We start from the raw sequence: 20,731 nt of genomic DNA, 5'->3' as shown, positions 1-20,731 counted from the left end.
GTTGCTGCAAAACTGTCAATTAAAAAAATAAATAGTTTCATAGAGGATTGGCTGAAGTCTCGATTGTTAAAAAGAGCCTGGAATCCCTCAATGGAGGAGTCCAGGCTCTTGAAATTTATTCCCACTCGATCGTCGCCGGCGGCTTCGATGTAATGTCATAGACAATGCGGTTGACGTTGTCCACCTCATTGACAATCCGGACCGAAATTTTCTCCAGCACATCCCAGGGAATGCGCGCCCAGTCCGCCGTCATTCCGTCGATGGAGGTAACGGCGCGAATGCCGACCGTATACGAATAGGTGCGCGCATCGCCCATAACGCCAACGCTTTTCATATTCGGCAGCGCTGTGAAGTACTGCCAGATCTCGCGGTCAAGGCCCGCTTTGGCAATTTCATCGCGCAGGATGGCGTCGGATTCACGGACGATCGTCAGCTTCTCTTCCGTCACTTCGCCCAGCACACGGATGGCAAGTCCGGGACCCGGGAACGGCTGGCGCCATACGATAGCATCCGGCAGTCCGCATTCCTCGCCGACCTTGCGCACTTCGTCCTTGAACAGCGCTTTGAGCGGCTCGACCAGCTTGAATTTGATATCCTCCGGCAGCCCGCCGACATTGTGATGCGATTTGATTGTTTGCGCCGTTGCCGTGCCGCTCTCCACAATATCGGTATAAAGCGTGCCTTGGGCAAGAAATTCGAAATTCTCGAATTTATCGGATTCTTCCTGGAACACATAGATGAACTCGTTGCCGATGATTTTGCGCTTGCGCTCCGGATCGTCAACGCCGGCCAGCTTGCCGAGGAAACGGTCGCGGGCGTCGATTTTGACCACCTTCATGTCGAATTTGCCGACGAAGGTCTCCATGACGCTGTCCGCTTCGCCTTTGCGCAGCAGACCGTGATCAATGAACATGCAGGTGAGCTGGTCGCCGATCGCCTTGTGCAGCAGAATCGCCACAACCGAAGAATCAACGCCGCCCGATAACGCGCACAGCACCTTGCCGGTGCCAACCTGGGCGCGGATATCGCGGATTGTATCGTCAATGAAGGTTTCCATGCTCCAGGTGCCTTCACAGCCGCATACATTATAAAGGAAATTACGGATCATTTCATTGCCGTAAACGGAGTGGCGAACCTCCGGATGGAACTGAACGGCGAACAGCTTGCGCTCGGCATGACTCATCGCAGCGATTGGCGCATGGTCCGTGCTGGCATCGACGCGGAAGCCTTCCGGCAGTTCCACGACATGATCGCCATGGCTCATCCAGACGGTTTGACGGCCTTCCAGTCCTTGTACAAGCGTGGCATCCATAACGAAGTCCACATCGGCCTTGCCGTATTCCCGTTTGCCAGCCCGTTCGACTTTGCCGTTCAATTGGTGGGACATAAGCTGCATGCCGTAGCAGATGCCGAAGATCGGCAGACCCAGATCATAAATAGCGGGATCTACAAGCGGCGATTTCTCCTCATAGACACTTGCCGGTCCTCCCGAGAACACGATGCCTTTCGGCTGCAGTTCGCGGATCCGCTCCACCGGCGTGTTATAAGGGAGCAGTTCGCTGTATACGCCCAGATCCCGGATACGTCTTGCGATTAATTGGTTGTACTGTCCCCCGAAATCAAGGACGATAATCATTTCATTTGGCTTGTCCATGCCGTGCCTCCTCAGGATTTTTTGCTATACTTCGGATATCTGATCCTGCGAGCCAAACAATCCCGCTTCGGAAGCATATACTAGAAATCAATGTGATCATTATATATAACGTCGTTTGGGACAGTCAAGGCATAGTAAAGGCGATTGTTGAGCGCCGTCCAGAATCGGGGAGGGAATGCCTGTCAGGGCATACTGTTCACGAAATGCTTCAGGCAAAATAAAGGGACGGCGGTTGCCGCCAGCCTCCGGCAGAAGATTGACGGGTGATGCGCGTGGCGGGATTTCAATACGCTGCGAAACTTCAAATAAAGCCTGGGCGCTTGAACGCCCAGGCTGTTTCTTCGTATCCTAAAAAGCTTCCGCCGCGAAAGAAAAGGGCAGCTGGGCGGGCGTGAGGTTGATAACCATCATGCACCGTCACACCCCGCGCGGGGAGCCGTGCGAGGTGCCGAGAGTTATTTGGCTGCCAGTCTCCGCTGCAAGGCCTGCTGCGATTGCACGGCTTTGCCGATCGTGCCCGGCTGCAGCGCGCTAATCAGCAGCTGAAGCTGCGCCACGGACGGCGGCTCGCGCAAGTCGTCGCCGTAGCGGGCTTCTTCGTCCCAACGGACGAAGTCGGCGATCAGCCGTGCGGTGTCCGGCGGCAGGTTCAGCGCCGCCGTATATTCACGCGCCGTGCGGCCGGTTCCCCGGGCGCCGCAGCCAGCCTGCAGCTCACGCCAGCACGCGTCCGCGAGCGCGAGGAAATACGCGCGGGCCGCTGTGCGCCGGCCCGCTGCTAGAGCGCTGCCATACTTGTGCAGCGCTGTGGCGAACGCATGGCGTTCGCTCCTGCGCCACGCCGCCGCCAGCAGCACGGCGGCGGCTGTGGCGCCTGCGGCCAGCGCGGCCACGGCCCATGGCCTGGCCGCCGCTGCGCCGCGAACCGCTTGCGCGAGGGCATCCGCCTCGAGCAGAGCGGCATCGGCGGCCCGCACCGCGGCCGCCTGCAGCTGAGCTGCCGCGCGCATAACGCGGCCCGGCGCGCCTGCGGCACTTCCCGCTGCGGCGGCATCGCCCGCCTGAGCGGCAAGCCCCTGCCGGGCAGCATCGGCCGAATCAGCCGATGCTCCTCCGCCGGCTTCGCCAATCGGCGCCGCAAAACCCGGCGTCGGCTCAAAAGCCACCCAGCCGGCGCCCGGGAAAAACACCTCTACCCAGGCGTGAGCGTCGCTTGCACGCACGTTGTAGCTTTGCAGCCTTGCCGCTCCCGCGTTCCCACTACCGGCCTCTTGCCCTCCGCTCTGCCGCCCCTCTGCCTGACCGGCATCCGATTCCGTCTCCCCGGACGCCGCAAATCCCTTCACATAACGGGCCGGGATGCCCTGTGTGCGGAGAAGCACGGTCATGGCCGTGGCAAAATGGACACAGTACCCCTGCTTCTGCTCAAACAGGAACTGATCGACGAAATCCTCCCCTTTTCGGGGAATCGCCGTATCCTTGAGCGTATACGCATAATGGCTGCGCAAATAGCTTTCGACAGCCTTTGCAATTTCATACCTTCCGCCATCGGTTGCGCCTGCAATGTTTCCTGCGAGCTGGCCGACACGCGGCGGCAGGGATAAGGGCAGCCGGGTATAGTCGCGTACAATATCTTCCGGATCCAGCAGCCCGGGCTTATCCGCTTCAGACGATAGGGCCTGCAAATCCGGCAGTGTGGTTTCCACTGTATATTGATAGATACGCTGGCTGGCCGTCTCCGGGTATAAAGCTCCGGTTGCCGTATCGGCCCGATAGCCCAAGACGTCGGCATCACCATGGGCAGCAGCCAGCTGCAGCGACAATACTTTGGCGTCCGCCCCTGCACTGAACAGCGGCCAGCCCTCCGCGGGATAAACGGCCGTGACGGTCTGGCGGAGCAAGTCCCCCTCCTGCCCGGCTTCTCTGGCGGTTGAACCGGCGGAGAGGCTGGCCACATGAACAGCGCCGCCATCCCCGGCAATCAAGCCGCCGCCGGCGACTGCCCGCAGCTCCAGACGCTGTTTGCTTTGAATCCACCCCTGTCCGTCGTAGGTATCCTTGCTCTCTCCACGCAAATAAGTCGGCTGCGGGGTGAGCACCTTAAACAATATAGTGTCATCCGGGGAAATCGGCGCGCCCAGGGAGCGGTCATCGAAGCCGTAGCCGGTCAGCGCGCCACCGCCCCAATCCGCGCCTGTCTGCAGGTCTCCGGGAATTTGGCCGCTCATTGCCCCTTGCGAATGTTCACCGTTCAACCGGCTGGTTCCCCATTCGACTGCCTGCTCTGCCCAAGGCGCCTGCTCGCCTGAAGACTCCGCTCCCTGCGCCGCCCATAATCCGCCTGCCATCAGCAGCACAGCTGCCCAGGCAGCCGCGCTCCACCAGCCTGACGGCCATCCCGCCAGAAGTCCGCCGCGCCCTTTGTAGGCATCGATCGGTCCAAGGGTTCTCTCCACGCGCGGCAGGGTCAGCAGCATGCCCAGCACCAATCCTTCCAGGCAGGTACGAATCAGACCAGGCAGCACATCCATGCCGAGAAATGCGGATAGGGCCACCAGATAAGCGGCAGTCAGCACGGCGAGACCGATCCCCCATTGACGAAGCCATACCAGAGATTGGATTGCGGCGGCCATCATGCCAAGTCCGGCAACCAACAGCAGGGTGCGCGTCTCCCCGCTTAGCTGCAGATTTCCTTGCAGCAGCCCCAGAGCGTCAGCTCTCAGCGCCTCGACAAGCTGCACAAAAGCATCGGTCAACGAAGGAGTTTGGACACCGAACAGCACCAATACCGTTGTAAGGCATACAAGGCTGCTCAGCGTCAGCGAAACCCACAGCGGAGGCACAAAAAGGCCGATCGCCAAATAACAGCCGATCGCCGCAATAACGGGATAAATCCGGTAAAGCTCGGTATAAGCCTTTAACTGCTCCAGGGGCAACAGCCACTCCGACAGGAGTCCGAACAGCAGCAGACTCGTTATAAAACGGCGCGGGAAGCTGGCAAAAAATCCGCTTTCCTTCTCGATGGCCAGCATATCTTTATTGTCTCGGGCCGGTGTATCAGATACGGACACTGGCATAGCCGTCTCCCCCTTCCAAAATTTCAGGCTGCCTCCGGTAAGCAGCGGGAAGCGGGAGCAGCACCGCCCGGCAGCCACGCTTAATCAGTTCCTCCATATACAGCCGTTCGCTATCTGCAGCATCCCCCGCGCATGCCAGCAGCATATACAGCTTCCCCCGGCGGGCTGCGGCCAAACGGGCGGCATAGGCTGCCTTGTCGCTGCTCTCCGGCTCGCCGCCATTCATAGAAGCTTCGCTTGAAGCATGCGCCATATAACCGGAACCACCTGCTGCCTGTACGTGGGCACTCTTGCCTGTTCCCTGTACAGCGCCTGCCGTCAGTGCTGTACCGCGGACAGCCCTTTTGCCGCCGTTGTGCGCCGTTGTCAAACAGATAACAGCTGAGCCGTGCGGGAGGCGGGCAATGATATTCCCAAGCTGGTCGAAAAACGGTTGACGGCCGGACGGCTGCAATCTTAGAAGCCGTTCCTCTGCAGCCTGCAGGCTCCTGTGATCCAGGGCATGAACATGGAGAACCGCCTCTTCATGGCCCGTCATCAGGAGCGTTATACCGCTTCCTGCCGAGAATGCGCGGCGTATCACCTGGGCCGCCCGCCCGCAGTTGGCGTCAAACAAGCGCCCGTCTCCGCCATACGAGCTCAAATTCCCATCCAGCACAACAATGATATCGCTGGGCGCATCATTGTCATGCAGCCGGGTTTGCATGCCAAGCCCTCTGGCCATCGCCCGCCAATCAATGCGCCAAAGCGGATCACCAGGGATATACCCGCGAGACTGGGAGCCTGCCCCCGATCGGCGGCGGGCGAATTTGGCAGTCATGCCCGTCGCGTCGATGGGACGGCGTTCATAGGCCCGGCTGCGCCCCTCCATAGAAGCAGGCAAGCCTTCCAGCTTCTCTCCCAGCGGGGCTTCCGCTCCTACCGTTACGCTTCCCTGTGCAGGGATCGTGAAGCTCCGTATGCTTATTCCAAGCAAATCGCCTGCGCTGATCTGCACCGGACGAAAACGCCATTCTCCCCTGTGCAGCCCGCTCACGGAATATGAAAAAGAATGGCTGCGCCGCAGCCAGGGAATTTCCAGTGTCCGCCGCTGGAGCGATGCGCGGCCGTCGCCATTGGAAGCGGAATTATTCTCAAGCTCTTCATGTACCGAAATCCACATTAACGGAAGCGGCCTTGTCGTCTTGACGTTCACTTCGACCTGTATCGTTCCCCCATCGGAGAGAGTTCCCTTCTCCTTGATGGTCCGTACAATCTGAATGCTGCCTATAGCCGCATAAGGGATGATGAGGCACCAAACGGCGGCAGCACAAACAACTGCGGTCAGCAGCCACTCCACAGCACCTCCCCGCGATTGCAAAGCAAGCAGGCAGACAATAACCAGCATAACGAGCATAAGCCGTGCAAGATGGCGGCTGCGCGGCTTGGTTCCCAACTGTTTCACAGTAGTCGGGGCCTCGGCCAAGGGATTGGCCCCTCTTCCCGCCGCTTGTTCGGCTATCCCGCCAATCCCCCTTGTGCTGCTCGTTGCCTGAAGATTGGAGTTCAATCCTCCAAACCTGTCCCCGGACCGGATCATCGGGTTCGGCCGCCATCCGAGGTTGGAGCCGGTATGGGGGTCTCCTCCAGAATCCGTCTGAGCACAGCGGCTGCGGAATGCCCTTGCGCAAGCGACTCATCCCTAACAATGAGCCGGTGTGCCAGAACGGACTCGACCGTCGCCTTCATGTCATCCGGCACGACAAAACGGCGTCCCGCCACATAAGCGGTCGCCCGTGCGGCGCGAACCCAGTCGCGGGTGGCCCGCGGACTTGCTCCAAGCAGCAGCTCCGGCGCACAGCGCGTGGCATGGATGATCATTACAACATAGGTCAGCAGAGCCGAGTGTACATGCACCGACTGGGCATCCTTCTGCATGCGCAGCCATTCCTCCGGAATAATAACCGGGCGCAGCTCTTCGGCTTGCAGCCGACCCTCGCCGGACTCCAGCATGAACAGTTCATCCTCCGCGGACGGATAGCCAACCGACAGCCGCATCATGAAACGGTCCAGCTGCGCCTCCGGCAGCGGATAAGTCCCGTCGTCGCCAAGCGGGTTCTGGGTCGCCAGCAGCATGAACGGTTTTGGCAGCCGCATGGTCTCTCCATCGGCTGTTACGCTCCGTTCCTCCATCGCCTCAAGCAGCGCGGATTGGGTACGCGGCGGAGTACGGTTGATCTCATCGGCAAGGACAACATTCGCCATAAGCGGTCCCTTCCTGAACACCAGCTCTCCGCGCTTCCCGTCCCACACCATGCCTCCCACTACATCTGCCGGCATCATATCGGAGGTGAATTGAATGCGGCGGAAATCCCCGCCCATCACACGGGCCAGCGCCTTCACCAGCAGCGTTTTGCCAACGCCCGGCACATCCTCCAGCAGCACGTGACCCCCGGCGAGCAGCGCTGCCATCACTTGAACGACAACTTCGTTTTTGCCTACAAAAACACTGTTGATTCTGGCAATCATCAGCTTCAACAGTCCGCTGGACGCTTCCGGCCAGCCTTCAGGCTCCCCATGATTTTGAAAAACCGAAGATTCCAGCTCATTTGCCGTTTGATTCGGAATCACTGTGCATCACAATCCTTTCATCGCTTTCCCTCGCGACCTGTCTATCAGCTAGCATTTCCACATCCTCTCCTGTTTAGTCTCATAGTTTGCGAGAAGCTCCAGCCTGACCAATCGGGGTTTGTACGATACTCCAGTTGTTATCGGCTACTGAAAATAAGCACCCTTGAGGACTGGCCTTACTAAGTCTGTAGACAGAGCATAAAATCATACCGGAGACCGCATGGATTTCATCCTTACGCCTATCACGTCAAGACCACCCCTCCTTATAAGATAAGAGTAACAATTTTATAAGAAGGAAGGGTGTTTAAGGAGTGAAACAAACAACGGCAAGAACGGGTACGGGAGCAAGATTTTTTGAAGGAGAGAAATGGCTGGTGCTTACCGGGCTGCTGGGTTTTGTGCTTGCAGGGGTATGTGCGGTATGGGTTCTGCTGTACGGAGGTCCTGTAGCCCCGAATGGGGATGTCTCCAAAGCCATTTCCTTCGATGCGGCGCTGGGATTATTCTTGCTGTCGACAGCCGCTATCAGTCCGTTATCCGGAATGGGGACGCGAGGGAGAGCTTTCTTCCGTTGGTTTTATATCGCGCTTGGGCTTTATTCATACGGGGCGGAAACGATCCAAAACTTCCGCGGCGTCAATCCGAGATTCGTAGAGGGCGGTTCGAGCTTTGATGTCGCGGTCGGTTCCGGCTTTGCTTTCGTTGCCCTGCTGCTTGTTTTGTTCTATCTGTTCCTGGGCATTCAATATTTCCGCAGGAAAGCCTCCGGACTTCGTCCTGAGCTGGTGCTGGGAATCCGATATGCGATGATTGCCGTCCTGCTCTCTTTTGCGGCCGGTATCTGGATTTCAGTCAATCAAAGCCGATTCGTCGGGATGAGCGGCAATATTATCTGGCTGCACGGCCTCGGCTTCCATGCGCTGCAGGCTGTACCCCTGGTTGCATGGTTGACGGAACGCTCATCCCTTAACAGCCAGAAACGCAGAAGATTGATCCATATCACGGGTATCGGTTTTATACTTGGATTAGGCGCCATAGGTTGGCAGACCGTTAATGGGGCTTCCATTATGGAGTTTTCGGTCCTTCCGGTTCTTGCGTGCTGCTTCTTTCTTACCTCACTGGTGCCGCTTGCTCTGCTTCTCCGCAAGCAGGAAGTCTATGCCGCAAGCGGCAGATCACATGTACACTAGCTCAGTACTGCTGCCAAGGATGAATGGAGCTCAATGGAGCTCATAGTACCGTCATGGCCGGATAATCTGTACAGTTAAAAAAGCTCTCGTCCGCTTTGGCGGCTTGCACAAGTGGCTCCACATTTTATAGAGGTCAGGGACTGGCTGGCCCCGGACCGGCCACGCAGTGAGGTTTTTCCCGCCTACAGCGATCGGAATCGAGGCTGGCCTGCATGTAAGCGGGTTTTTCCTCACTGGTACCGTCATTAGGGCTTGGCTGGCCCCGGACCAGCCACGCAGTAAGGTTTTTCCCGCCTACAGCGCTCGGAACCGAGGCTGGCATGAGTGTAAGCAGGTTTTTCCTCACTGGAGCCGTCTTTTGGCTTTGCTTGCGCCGGATCCCCACTCAATTTATTACCGGCACAAATAGTTTGCAAAAACAGAAAATGCCGTATTGCCCTCACCGGCAATACGGCATTTCTTAACCTTCCCATATAAACTTCGCACCTGGCATGCCTGCCTGCACCGGTTAAAGGCTTTGCGCCGCTTCCAGCACCTGCTGCACATGCCCTTTAACCCGAATATTGCGCCATTCACGGACCAGCTTGCCCTTTTCGTCAATCAGGAAGGTCGACCGGACCAAACCCATATATTCTTTGCCATACAGCTTCTTCAGCTGCCAGACACCGTACAGCTCGCAGACCTCATGCTCGGTATCGGCAAGCAGCTCGAAAGGCAGCTCGTATTTGGCTGCGAAGCGCTCATGCCGCTCTGCCGTATCCAGACTGATCCCGAGCACAGCCGTCCCGCTCTCGCCAAATCCGGCATAATTATCGCGAAAATCGCAGGATTCCTGTGTACACGCCGGAGTCATATCCTTTGGATAAAAGAATAGCACCACCTTCTGACCGAGATAATCGCTCAGCTTCACCCGGCGCCCGCCAACGGTCTCCAGAGAGAAATCCGGTGCCGGTTTTCCAATGCGCGCCTTTGCTTTTTTTGCCGGCATTGTTCGCTTCTCTCCCTTCCCCGTTTGATTTCCTTATAACATCCAGGTCAGGCTCAGCCTAAGAGCCCGCCCCGCGGTAGCGCTTGACTCCGTAGTTCCAGACCATGAGCCCAATTGTCAGTACGACAATTCCCATCACCGGCGTCAGCAGCGACAGCGTGGACAGCCCGTCTTCCTTGCGGTCGAGAAAATAAGAAGCCGGGATGACACCGACGAAGGCAAAGGGCAGCAGCCACGTCAGGAGAAAACGGATGGTTTTATTATAAATGTTGACGGGATACCGTCCATAGTTCTGGATATTGTACATAAGCGGCAAAATACCCGTCGGCGCATCCGAGAAGAAGGAAATGGCGGTCAGCGCAATATACAGACCGGCGTAAATAAATACAGCGCCCAGCGTGAAGACCACCAACATGAGCGCATCGAGCAGCTCGAACGGAAGGCCCAGCTGCGACCAGCTTATTGCCATAATGACCGCGCCGACAATGGAGCCGAACAGGGATGGAGGGTCCATATTTTCCAGCAGTACCTGATACAGGTTATGGGCTGGACGGGTCAATATGCGGTCCATCTCGCCCTTGACTATATAACGCTCGCTGAAGCCCCATAGATTAAAGAAAATCCCGAAGATGCCCGATGGCACCATGAAGAAGCCATAGACGAACACCACCTCGGCTTCCGACCAGCCGCCCAGCGATGCGGTATGCTGAAACACGACGAGAATGAAGATCAGGTTCACGCCCTGGAACAATAAATCCGAAAGCACCTCGACCCAGAAGTCCATCCGGTAAGTCAGTCTGGTCTTGACATAATTCTTCATGTATTCCGCGCATAATGACCAATAGAATCGCATTGCGCCTTAACCTCCTTGAACGAACAGCCGGTAACGCGCCTGCCGCCATACCCATGCGATCGGGATGATCAGCACGAGAAACCAGATTATTTGGACGCCCAGCACCCGGATCGCCTCGAAGCCCGCAACCCTGCCGGTAAATACCGAGCTCGGCAGGTAGGTAATCGCCTGGAAGGGCAGCCATTTCATTGTCACGGCAAGCCACCCGGGAAAGAACGAGATCGGTACTACAACGCCTGAGAACAGGTCAACCAGGACGCGCTTCATCCGCAGCATCCCTTGATTATTTTCCACAAAAAAAGCAAACAGCCCCGTCAGCATATTAATCTGGGTGTTGATCAGAAAGCTGAGCACCAGCATGACAAAGTAAAGCGCCCATACGCCGGGATCCGTAGGCAGCTTGACCGGGAACAGCAGGCAGGCTATCGCAAGCCCCGGAACCATGAACAGCAGCAGGCGGAAAATCCCTTCCCCGAAGCCCTGCATCAGCTTTACGATCAAATAATTATAAGGCCGGATAAACTGGATCGCCACGCTGCCGTCCCGGATTTCGTTGGCTATCTCCGTATCCAGATTATTGAAGTAGAACGCTCTGGCCATCCAGGAGACGGCCACATAGGTGGTCATCTGCCCAAGCGTAAATCCGCCAAGCACCTTCTGATCGCCAAAGATCGCTTCCCAAAGAAAATAATAAGCTCCGATATTAATGGCATAAATAACAATACCGCTGTAATAGTTAACGCGATAAGCGAGCATCATCAGGAAACGGATCCGGATCAGATCCAGATATGCGCTACCCATGATGTACCGGCTCCTTCTCGCTGCTGCTGTCCTTTGTTATTGGAGCGGCTGTCCCGTCAGAGCTTTCCGGTGTCCGTTCCCCCATATATTGGCTGAGCTTATCCGCCGTCTCCTGCGAAGCCGAGCCGGATTTATAAATTTCACGGACAATCTCGTCTGTATTGGTCTCCATGATTTTGATATCGCGGATGTCTGCGACTCCTCCGACAACACGCGAGAGCGCATCGGAAACATTGATTTCATGAGGCAGGAACATTGTCGCCGTTACTTCATTGTCGATGGACCAGCTCACTCCGCTTAAGCCTTCCGTTTGCTGCTTCAGCACACGGATATCCGGCTGTTCGCCGAACTGGAATTGAATTTCACGCCCTTTGCTCCAGCGCGACTTCAGCTCATCCAGGCCGCCGTCGTAGATGATTCTGCCATCATCCAGCATAATAACCCTTGTGCAGAGCGCTTCGATATCCTGAAGGTCATGCGTGGTGAGAAGAATGGTCGTCCCCTGCTCCCGGTTGATTTTCTTCAGGAAATCCCGGATTTCAGTTTTTACGACAATATCCAGCCCGATAGTGGGCTCGTCCAGGAATAGAATGGAAGGATTATGAAGCAGCGACGCAACCAGCTCGCAGCGCATCCGCTGACCGAGACTGAGCTTGCGTACGGGCCGGTTCAGCAGATCCCCGAGCTGCAGCCGCTCCACCAGTTCATTCAGACGCTTGCGGAATTCCTCCTCCGGAACACGGTATACTTTGCGCAGCAGCTGGAAGGACTCAATAACTCCGATATCCCACCATAGCTGGCTTCTTTGACCGAACACGACTCCGATTCCATTCACAAATTTCTCACGGTCTTTGAACGGGACGAAGCCGTTAACCTGAATATGTCCGGAGGTAGGAACGAGGATGCCGGTCAGCATCTTGATGGTTGTTGATTTACCGGCCCCGTTCTCTCCAATATAACCGCATATTTCACCTTGAGGTATTTGGAAGGAAATATCCTTTACAGCTGTAATTTCATTATATTCACGCTTAAACAGATCCTTCAGCGCCCCGCCGAGTCCTTCGCGGTTTTTCTGGACACTGAACTGCTTGCGCAAATCTTTGACATCAATCGCTAGCATTGCGGAAGCTTCCTCTTTTCTCTTCGACATTTCCTGGGAAATGTTCGTTTTTTTTCGATTTCTCTATCTATTTATACGCCGTCAGCCAGGCGAGTTCAAGCAGGAAAGTCCTCCTTTTTTCTCCATTGCGGCGTTTTTCACGGGGTTTCTCGGGGTCCTTTACAAAGATTTCTTAAACAAAGCTAATCTTTGGTTTCTATAATTTTCCTTTATGAGTACTGAAACCGTATAGTAAAATTTTCATTCCATCTAACAAGGCTGGCCGAAATGAGCCGTTTCAGCTTTATTTTCGACATTTTATTGTATTAAGAGGGTTTTTTAACGACCAATACACACCAAATACAAGATAAAACTTGCTTCTGCATGTCAAAACATTTTATAATTTTATGATGAAGAACAGCTTCACGTAAGTTCTTCTTTCAATCAAGAAGTAATCACCAGTACCTTTCATCATTCGTTAATCCATGCAGACAATTCCAAAAACAAACGTGAATCATACCAAGGAGGGGAACAAAAAAGGATGCCGCGGGTGAAATCAAACAAGAAAAGACCATGGCTAAAACCGCTTATTATCGTCTTGTCCATCCTGTTTGTTGTCGTGGGAGGCGTTGGCGCCTACGCAGCATATCAAGGATATGGTATATATAATCAACTGGACACCCTGCAAAAACCAAAAGAAGAATCCCGTTTCGGACAGTTTGAAGTGAAAGAAGAAGAAAAACCGGTTGAATGGGAAGGAACGGAGCGCGTCAACATTCTGCTCATGGGCGGCGACAACCGCGGGCTGGAGAAGAATGAAGCGGCACGATCCGATTCCATGCTGGTCGCATCTATCGATCCGGTAACGAAGAAAGCTCATTTGTTCTCCGTTTTGCGCGATACGTATGTGCCGATTGAAGGTCATGGCGAGGGCCGGATCAATACCGCGCTTGCGCTCGGAGGACCGAATCTGGCCATGAAGACGATCGGCGGTATGCTCGGACTTGATATTCAATATTATGTGTATACAGATTTCGAAGGCTTCAAATCGTTGATCGACGCCATCGGCGGAATTGATTTTGACGTTGAGAAGAACATGAACTATGTCGATAATGCCGACGGCAACCGCTATGACATCCATCTCAAAAAAGGATTTCAGCATCTGGACGGCGAGCATGCGCTTATGTATGTGCGCTTCCGCCATGATGCGATGAGCGATTTCACACGGACAGAGCGGCAGCGCAATTTTCTGGATACTGTTGCAGACAAGCTCAAGAACGGTTGGAATTTGTTGAAAATGAAACAAATTCTTGAGAGCGTCAATCCTTATATCGAAACGAATCTGGATATTTCCGATATGCTCAAGCTTGCCCAGCTCGGAGTGAAGACGCAGCTGGCCGGCCAAGCGCAGGTTCCCCCGATGGATAACATCGGTGACCGCAAAGTCTCAGGCGCTTCGGTGCTCTCTATCCGCGATGATGAAGAGCTCCTGACATACGTGCAGGAAATCCTAGCGGAGGATTCAACACCACCGGATACAACAACTACCGGTACCGGCAATGCAGGCGGAGCAAGCGCAAATACTTCCAGTTCAGGCAATACCGGTTCAAGCACGAATACAGGCAGTACAAGTTCAAGCTCCAATACCGACTCAAGCACCAAAACGAACGAATAACCGGTAACATCATAAACAAAAGGGTGAATTCGCGAGCGGATCGCCCTTTTGTTTTGTTATCCGGCGGATAAGCGAAAGCCGATTCCGGAGAAGTACATAATAAAGTAAATTCGACAGGAGGCAACAACATGTCTTTGAATCATACCCGTTCGGAGGCGCTCTACACCGAGGCGCTGGAGCATATCGTCGGAGGTGTGAACAGCCCTTCGCGCTCGTTCAAGGCGGTCGGCGGCGGTGCCCCTGTTTTTATGGAACGCGCACAAGGCGCTTATTTCTGGGATGTTGACGGCAATCGGTATATTGATTATCTTTGCGCTTACGGCCCCATTATTACCGGTCACGCCCATCCTCATATTACGGATGCCATTATCCGTGCGGCGAAGAACGGGACCCTGTACGGTACGCCGACTGAGCTGGAAATTCAACTTGCCAGGATGCTGAAGACCGCCATTCCCTCGATGGACAAGGTCCGTTTTGTCAATTCGGGCACAGAAGCGGTGATGACGACAATCCGCGTTGCCCGCGCTTATACAAAGCGCAATAAAATAATCAAATTCGCGGGCTGCTATCATGGCCATTCCGATCTGGTGCTTGTGGCTGCCGGCTCCGGTCCCTCCACGCTCGGAATTCCCGACAGCGCCGGCATTCCGCCCAGCATTGCCAGTGAAGTCATTACGGTTCCTTTCAACGATCCGGATGGACTTCACCAGGCTCTGGAGCGTTGGGGCGAGGATGTGGCCGCTGTGATGGTAGAACCTATCGTCGGCAATTTCGGCATGGTCATGCCCGCTCCTGGCTTCCTGGAGCAATTATGCCGGATGACGCGCGAAGTCGGCGCTCTGGTCATCTACGATGAGGTCATCAGCGGCTTCCGCTTCCACTACGGCAGCGCCCAGACCTATGAGGCTTTTCCCGATCGGCAGGCGATTGAGCCCGACCTTACCGCACTGGGCAAAATCATCGGCGGAGGTCTGCCAATCGGCGCTTACGGCGGGCGCAAGGACGTGATGGCCCAGGTTGCGCCGCTCGGGCCTGCCTATCAAGCGGGCACGATGGCCGGCAACCCGGCCTCGATCTCGGCAGGTATCGCCTGTCTGGAAGTGCTTCAGACTCCCGGCGTTTACGAACAAATGAGCACTCTCGCCCTCAAGCTCAGCACAGGACTGCAGCAGTTGGCGGATGATCAGGGTATTCCCCTTACGATCAACCGCATCCGAGGCTCATTTTCGACTCATTTCTGCACAAATCCCGTGACGAATTATGAACAGGCCCAGCTTGCCGACGGCGAGCGGTTCGCACGGTTCTTCCGGCTGATGCTGGAGCAGGGAATATGTCTGGCGCCTTCCAAATATGAAGCCTGGTTCCTCACTACCGCGCATACCGAAGCGGATATTGACCAGACCCTGGCTGCTGCCCGGGTCGCGTTCCAGACGATGGGCCAGGATTAATTTCATCCGGCGCAGCGGTTTAACGTTATCCTTACTCCCGTTTCATCATCCTATGCATAGAAGCGCCAAAGGCCGTCCACAGCTGGACGGCCTTTTACGCGGTTTCACATATAATACTGCTGCTGTTCTGAATTCCTCTAAAGCTTCATGTCAACAAGAACGCCGGGAGCTTTGACTACTGATACATCTGCAGGCATAGCATGCTCACAGCTCCAGTACCATCAAGTCAAGTGTCCAATATGGAAGTGATCAGCACGATAACAAGCAGAATCAGCAGTATACCTCCAAGAACAACCCAACTGACCGGATGCGCCATGTTGAACGTCCACCCCATCCCGTACCGCTTATTCACGATAAAGGATGGATCCTCCGGATTATGATAAAAGAAGCCGCCCTTCCAGTGACTGTCGTCGCTTACCCCGGCAGCTAAGACCTGATCGATGCCTTTACTCCTCAAATAAATGATTAATCCAATGGAACATCCGATCAGAATAAGAGGCAGAAACAGCGATGTCAGCATGAGCAGATCAGCAGACCAGCCATAGAGTATCGTCGCCTGAATATAACTGAACAACGCCACAATGAACAGGGAGAGAAAATAAAGAAATATCGAGTTGATGCGGCGAAACTTCTGCTGCTTGATCATGGATTCATCCGGTTTGGCTGGATCCAGCTGTTGTTTGGCCGCACGGATGACAAAATTCACAAATAGAAATATTCCGATCAGCAGGAGTTGGGTAATATTCATCATAAACACGGAGCTGAAGCTTTTCTCAGAGAAGCCGTCCGCTTCAAAGCTGGCATTATAATGAGTGGTTAAGATATCGGGAATGCTGTCCCATTGAACAGCGGCGCCAATCACTGAAATGATGATGAGCAGCAGATGAACGAGATACCAGCGATCACGGATCGTTAGAGGTCCTTTCCGAAAATTCAAATTGGCGACCCGCTTGGTGCTCTGCGGCGGCTCCCACCCCTTTTCCAGCTTGATGCGAATCGCCCTGCGATGACTGGCCGCGAGAGACAGGACGAATCCGATGACTTGAACCAGTGTGGCGCTGAGCAATACGGCTTCGGACATCCCCTTCATCCACCAGCCCATCAAGCCGCCTGCAGCTGCAGCGCATACCATAATGAACACAGACATTCGGATGTAGCTTTTGCGCACAGCTGTTACGGCCTCGTCATCCCGCATAGGCTCGGGAACAAAAACACCGAACAACAAAACGCGTGTGCTTATCAATGGCACCAGCATAAACACAATCCCCATCATGACATACATTACAATCGAAAAAAGCCAAATCCCCCATGTCGGATCCATACGCTCCTACTCCCCTTCCTTCGTATTCTTCCGGTTGAAAGCATCCTGGCAGAGCCTCAGAAATTCCTCCTCAGCCATGCCCCTGACGATTCCTTCAGCGGACAATGCGCGGAGCTGTCTTTGCACTTTATCCTTGAACCCGGCGGTCACGCCAGGCATTTCACCAGGCTGTACGACGACCCCCTTTTTGCGGTGGACCTGGAGAAAGCCCTCCTGCTTCAAGGTCTGGTAAGCTTTATTAACGGTATGCAAATTAATGTCCAGGTCTGCTGCCAGACTGCGGACTGACGGGAGCGCATCTCCCGGCTTCAAATCGCCCTTGGCGATGCCCTCAATAAGCTGCTCGGCAATTTGCGTGTAAATCGGCGACTCCGATTGCAAATCCAACTCCATAAACATGATGATTCACCTGCCTCTCCTGACCCTGCCTCAATCTGTTGATGACTGTATTATCTTGATTGTCTGTTATACATCGAATATAACAGATATTCAAATTTCATGCAAGGAGCATTTCCAAAAGCACGGGAAAAAAGACGTATTCCCCAAGTCATCTTGACCATGGCAGGAATACGCCTTTTACAATTTTATTATGCTGTTGCAAAACCAATTCTCTCAATATCGCTGCATATCCGTTCAGAGAAGCCCTGTTGCTCTGCACATCAGCAGACATATGACAGCTTCTCTTCCTGATCTAGCCTGCAGCTTCCACTTTCTTAAGCTCGTCTACAAGCTGCCCATGAATCGCTCCATTAGTCGCGACAACATTACGCACTCCCAGTTCATAGGGGCTGCCCAACATGTCGGTGACTTGCCCTCCGGATTCAGAGACAAGGAGCGAACCCGCTGCCAGATCCCAGGAATTCAAACCGATTTCCCAAAAGCCGCTGAGCCGTCCGCATGCCACATACGCCATATGCAATGCCGCCGAGCCGCCGGAGCGGATATTGCGCACCTGCGGCGCAAGCGCCTGCAGCCCCTTCATATTGAGCGGCAGCGCGTACTGCTGATCGGCCGGGAAACCTGTAGCCAGGAGGCTCTCGCCAAGCTGGCTTTCCGTGCCTACCTGCATAGGCTTGCCATGTACATAGGCGCCTTTGCCTTTCTCGGCTACGAATAATTCATCCCGCATGGGATCATACACGACGCCTACAATGACCTCTCCCTTGTGCGCCAGAGCGATCGACACAGAGAAGAAAGGGAAGCCGTGCACGAAGTTCGTCGTCCCGTCGATTGGATCGACCACCCATAAATACTCGGCGTCACGCACATTATTGAGCGCTTTCGCAGAGGCCTCCGGCCCCGGCTCCACGCCTTCTTCACCAAGAAAGGAATGATGTGGAAAATGCGTCTGTACCAGGTTGCGGATCATCATCTCAGAACCCTTATCCACTTCAGTTACTAGATCGGTAGGGGAGTATTTTAAAGACAAGCTTGTATGATTTCCAAGTTTGGTTCTGATCCATTCACCCGCTTTAGCCGCGCAATTGATTGCCACTACGGTAAAGTTTTTGCCCCCTATTGCAGGTGTATTGTTGCTCTCGTCACTCACGGTTCTATCACACTACTTTCCTATGAGTTGCTATATGCTTATTAGTATACGTTACCATATCTTCAAAGTTTCGCCCAGTTCTTGCAGGAAACCGTCTATAATTTCGCTGCTCCTTCAATAATTAATTCAACAGCCAGAAGGCCCAGCGTAATGCGAAGGAGCCACATAAGCCCTCTGCCGCTTATCCGGGTTGCAACGTAAGCGCCGAACTTGCCGCCCATCCATGCCCCGGGAACAAGCGCCAGCACAATGCGCCAGTCTACTTCGCCCAGCCATATATGTACGCTGCTGCCCAATGCAGAGGAGAGGAAGATCACGAACATCGAGGTAGCCGTGGCAAGATGGGGCGGAAACCGGAACAGGAGCACCATCACCGGAACAAATAACGAACCCCCGCCGATGCCGAACAAGCCTGAAATGAGTCCGACAAAAAATCCGATGACCAGGGCTGGCCCTACGGCATAACCATAGACATGCCCGACCCCGTCCTGATCGGTATAGAGCCGCTCCACAGGCCACTTTCGCGTGATCGGCCTGATATAATCCCTGGCAACCAGCAGAGCGGCCATTAACAGCATAAAGATTCCAAATACGAGCTGGAAGCTGCCATCCTTCAGATAACCGGTAAGAGCCGAGCCGACCATAGCGGCAGGCCCGCTCGTTACGAACAGCAGCCACGCGCTGCGGAAATCCACTCTTTTCTTCTTGGCGTATGAAAGTGTGGAAGCAAGCGCTGTCACAATTAACGCGCACAGCGAGGTGCCCACAGCCGTTGTATGGCCGATTGGAGACCCGGTCAGCTGCGGCCCAAGAAGAACCAGGGTTGGAACGATGATAATTCCCCCGCCCAAACCGACAATGCTTCCGAACATTGCGGCGATCAGACCCAGAAGGAGGAGAAGGACAATCTCAAACACGCCGGTCACCTCGCCTGATACTTAATGACATCTATATTTTACCCCGATTCCTCGCATGCAAGACTCCCTTGCCCTCCCATAAGGCAATAAAGCCCCCCGGGCGGTTGTCCGGAGAGCTTATGCTATATTCACGGGCAATACCGGACTGCAGTTGAATCAGTTCACTTCAATGCTTGCTCCATCGATGATCCGTATGCCCTGTTCGTCCTGTGCCAGCTGGCGCAAATCCTCCATCAGCCTGAACAAAGCCAGATCCTTGCCCTTGGCCTCCAGCATCACATCCAATATATCAGTCGAACCAGCCGTTTCCTGCAAAAACCGCAGGAGCGGAGCCGGCTCCACATAGTCGGCATGACCGCGCGGGTCCCGCTCGCTCTTGGAACTGGATACGTGGAGCTTCGGCGGAAGCGGTCTTGATGGTTGTCCGCCAGGTATAAGAATGGCTCGCTCTGCGTCAGAGACTTCTTCAGGCTCAGAGTCCGCATCAGGAAGAACGCCACCCCATGTCCGTAAAATGCGCGGCCACAGCTCGCCGACAAGCGATGCGTTGCTCTCGTTCCCGTCATTGACAGCGTGATGATGAATATCAAGCACCATCGGAACGCCGACAGCTTCGGCCGCGTCCAGCGTCTCCCGGACGGTAAACGTCTTGTCGTCATTCTCAAGCGTGATCCGGTTCCTGATCCTCCAAGGCAGCTGCCCGAACTGGCGGACAAAACGCTCAGCTGATGAAGGCTTGTCCCCGTATGCTCCGCCTACGTGTATATTGCATTTTACCTTCTCGTCCAGTCCCATCGCTTCTAGCATATGCAGGTGGTAGCGCAAGTCCTCTTCGGACTTTACGAGCACCTCGGGACGCGGCGTGCTCAGGACGCAGAAATGGTCGGGATGGAAGGATACGCGCATCCCCTTGTCCTTCACGAACGCGCCGACAGCGGCGAAGCCTTCTGCAAGCGCCGGCCATGGCGACCAGTCCTGAAGCTCCTCATGCGTAGCCAGCGGAATGAGCTTGGAGGACATGCGGTAAACCTTGATATCATGGGCATGACAATGGCGCAGCAAACGCAGCGTATTATGCAGATTTTCTTCGGCGATGCGCTCCAGTCTGCGCAGAGCTGCTTCACGATCCGGCAGCTTTGAGAAGCTGGTGTAGGTCATGGTGCGGGACGGCGAAGCATTCTCAAGCTGCAGACTCATCGCGACAAAGCCAAAGCGGACAATCATACAGGCTCTCCGAAGAACATTTCATAGGCAAGGGCGGTTTGCACGCGCGCCTCCTCCTCTGTCAGCTTTCGGATAAGCTCCATTTCAACCTGCGTAATCTCCTCGCCCTGAAAATTAATCTCCGCGATCGACACCAGAATGCGGACAATCGCAATCGCTTCATTATTGGGCGTATATGCAATAACCTTCTGTCCGGTAGGATAAACGCGAAATCCGTTCTTGACTATTTTGCTGCGGCCGTATTCAAGCAGCTCGTTCAGCTCATTGTCATTCTTGAACTTGCAGACCGAATTAAACTCCGTTTCGAACCCCATATGATTTCCTC

Annotated in this window: 17 protein-coding genes; 3 read left to right on the top strand and 14 right to left on the bottom strand. The window is 54.7% G+C overall.

Annotated features, from left to right (window positions below; translation table 11 throughout):
* Window positions 1–115: 115 nt before the first annotated feature.
* The 4 genes from guaA to AC0YNV_RS21600 all read right to left on the bottom strand — a co-directional run bounded on the left by guaA (window position 116) and on the right by AC0YNV_RS21600 (window position 7,341).
* Window positions 116–1,654: a glutamine-hydrolyzing GMP synthase gene (gene guaA / locus AC0YNV_RS21615; protein ID WP_475769861.1), complete on the bottom strand. Its 1,539-nt coding sequence runs from the start codon at window positions 1,652–1,654 to the stop codon at window positions 116–118.
* Between the two features lie 455 nt (window positions 1,655–2,109).
* Entirely contained in the window at window positions 2,110–4,731 is a 2,622-nt protein-coding gene (locus AC0YNV_RS21610) for a transglutaminase TgpA family protein (protein WP_475769860.1), read from the bottom strand.
* Window positions 4,712–6,310, bottom strand: a complete 1,599-nt coding sequence (locus AC0YNV_RS21605) for a DUF58 domain-containing protein (protein ID WP_475769859.1) — start codon at window positions 6,308–6,310, stop codon at window positions 4,712–4,714. Before AC0YNV_RS21605 ends, AC0YNV_RS21610 begins: the two co-directional genes overlap by 20 nt.
* Window positions 6,307–7,341, bottom strand: coding sequence for an AAA family ATPase (locus AC0YNV_RS21600; protein WP_475769858.1), 1,035 nt, complete (start codon window positions 7,339–7,341; stop codon window positions 6,307–6,309). Before AC0YNV_RS21600 ends, AC0YNV_RS21605 begins: the two co-directional genes overlap by 4 nt.
* Window positions 7,342–7,652: 311 nt before the next feature.
* Here AC0YNV_RS21600 and AC0YNV_RS21595 point away from each other — a divergent pair, with 311 nt between their 5' ends.
* Complete coding sequence (locus tag AC0YNV_RS21595; RefSeq protein WP_475769857.1) at window positions 7,653–8,531, top strand: hypothetical protein; 879 nt, start codon at window positions 7,653–7,655, stop codon at window positions 8,529–8,531.
* A gap of 508 nt (window positions 8,532–9,039) precedes the next feature.
* Here AC0YNV_RS21595 and bcp read toward each other — a convergent pair.
* From bcp to AC0YNV_RS21575, 4 genes are read right to left on the bottom strand one after another with little or no spacing between them, the layout of a single operon-like run.
* The gene (gene bcp / locus AC0YNV_RS21590; protein ID WP_475769856.1) at window positions 9,040–9,519 is read right to left on the bottom strand and encodes a thioredoxin-dependent thiol peroxidase; all 480 of its coding nucleotides are present in this window, start codon (window positions 9,517–9,519) and stop codon (window positions 9,040–9,042) included.
* A 58-nt stretch (window positions 9,520–9,577) separates the two neighbouring features.
* A complete protein-coding gene (locus AC0YNV_RS21585) occupies window positions 9,578–10,372 on the bottom strand; it encodes an ABC transporter permease (RefSeq protein ID WP_210042600.1) in 795 nt (264 codons plus the stop codon).
* Window positions 10,373–10,378: 6 nt separating this feature from the next.
* The gene (locus AC0YNV_RS21580) at window positions 10,379–11,173 is read right to left on the bottom strand and encodes an ABC transporter permease (RefSeq protein WP_475769855.1); all 795 of its coding nucleotides are present in this window, start codon (window positions 11,171–11,173) and stop codon (window positions 10,379–10,381) included.
* Window positions 11,166–12,293 (bottom strand): ABC transporter ATP-binding protein, encoded by a 1,128-nt coding sequence (locus AC0YNV_RS21575; protein ID WP_475769854.1) that lies wholly within the window; start codon window positions 12,291–12,293, stop codon window positions 11,166–11,168. Before AC0YNV_RS21575 ends, AC0YNV_RS21580 begins: the two co-directional genes overlap by 8 nt.
* A gap of 520 nt (window positions 12,294–12,813) precedes the next feature.
* Between AC0YNV_RS21575 and AC0YNV_RS21570 the strand changes: the two genes are divergently transcribed.
* Complete coding sequence (locus AC0YNV_RS21570) at window positions 12,814–13,947, top strand: LCP family protein (protein ID WP_475769853.1); 1,134 nt, start codon at window positions 12,814–12,816, stop codon at window positions 13,945–13,947.
* Window positions 13,948–14,075: 128 nt separating this feature from the next.
* Window positions 14,076–15,395 carry a glutamate-1-semialdehyde 2,1-aminomutase gene (locus AC0YNV_RS21565; protein ID WP_475769852.1) on the top strand — a complete coding sequence of 440 codons (1,320 nt, stop codon included), beginning with the start codon at window positions 14,076–14,078 and terminating at the stop codon, window positions 15,393–15,395.
* Window positions 15,396–15,621: 226 nt separating this feature from the next.
* Here AC0YNV_RS21565 and AC0YNV_RS21560 read toward each other — a convergent pair whose 3' ends face one another.
* From AC0YNV_RS21560 to AC0YNV_RS21535, 6 genes are all read right to left on the bottom strand, one after another.
* Entirely contained in the window at window positions 15,622–16,716 is a 1,095-nt protein-coding gene (locus tag AC0YNV_RS21560) for a DUF1648 domain-containing protein (protein ID WP_475769851.1), read from the bottom strand.
* A gap of 6 nt (window positions 16,717–16,722) precedes the next feature.
* Complete coding sequence (locus AC0YNV_RS21555; RefSeq protein WP_210042631.1) at window positions 16,723–17,115, bottom strand: GntR family transcriptional regulator; 393 nt, start codon at window positions 17,113–17,115, stop codon at window positions 16,723–16,725.
* 292 nt (window positions 17,116–17,407) lie between these two features.
* On the bottom strand, window positions 17,408–18,265 hold the full coding sequence (locus tag AC0YNV_RS21550; RefSeq protein ID WP_475769850.1) for an inositol monophosphatase family protein: 858 nt from the start codon (window positions 18,263–18,265) through the stop codon (window positions 17,408–17,410).
* A gap of 95 nt (window positions 18,266–18,360) precedes the next feature.
* The gene (locus tag AC0YNV_RS21545) at window positions 18,361–19,137 is read right to left on the bottom strand and encodes a sulfite exporter TauE/SafE family protein (protein WP_475770044.1); all 777 of its coding nucleotides are present in this window, start codon (window positions 19,135–19,137) and stop codon (window positions 18,361–18,363) included.
* Window positions 19,138–19,338: 201 nt separating this feature from the next.
* Window positions 19,339–20,406: a UV DNA damage repair endonuclease UvsE gene (gene uvsE / locus AC0YNV_RS21540; RefSeq protein ID WP_475769849.1), complete on the bottom strand. Its 1,068-nt coding sequence runs from the start codon at window positions 20,404–20,406 to the stop codon at window positions 19,339–19,341.
* Window positions 20,403–20,720, bottom strand: coding sequence for a hypothetical protein (locus tag AC0YNV_RS21535; RefSeq protein ID WP_475769848.1), 318 nt, complete (start codon window positions 20,718–20,720; stop codon window positions 20,403–20,405). Before AC0YNV_RS21535 ends, uvsE begins: the two co-directional genes overlap by 4 nt.
* Window positions 20,721–20,731 lie beyond the last annotated feature (11 nt).

Source organism: Paenibacillus sp. JT31N11, from assembly GCF_056269285.1.
The sequence above is the reverse complement of the archived record's forward strand: the minus strand, read 5'-3'. Positions and strand labels throughout refer to the sequence as shown.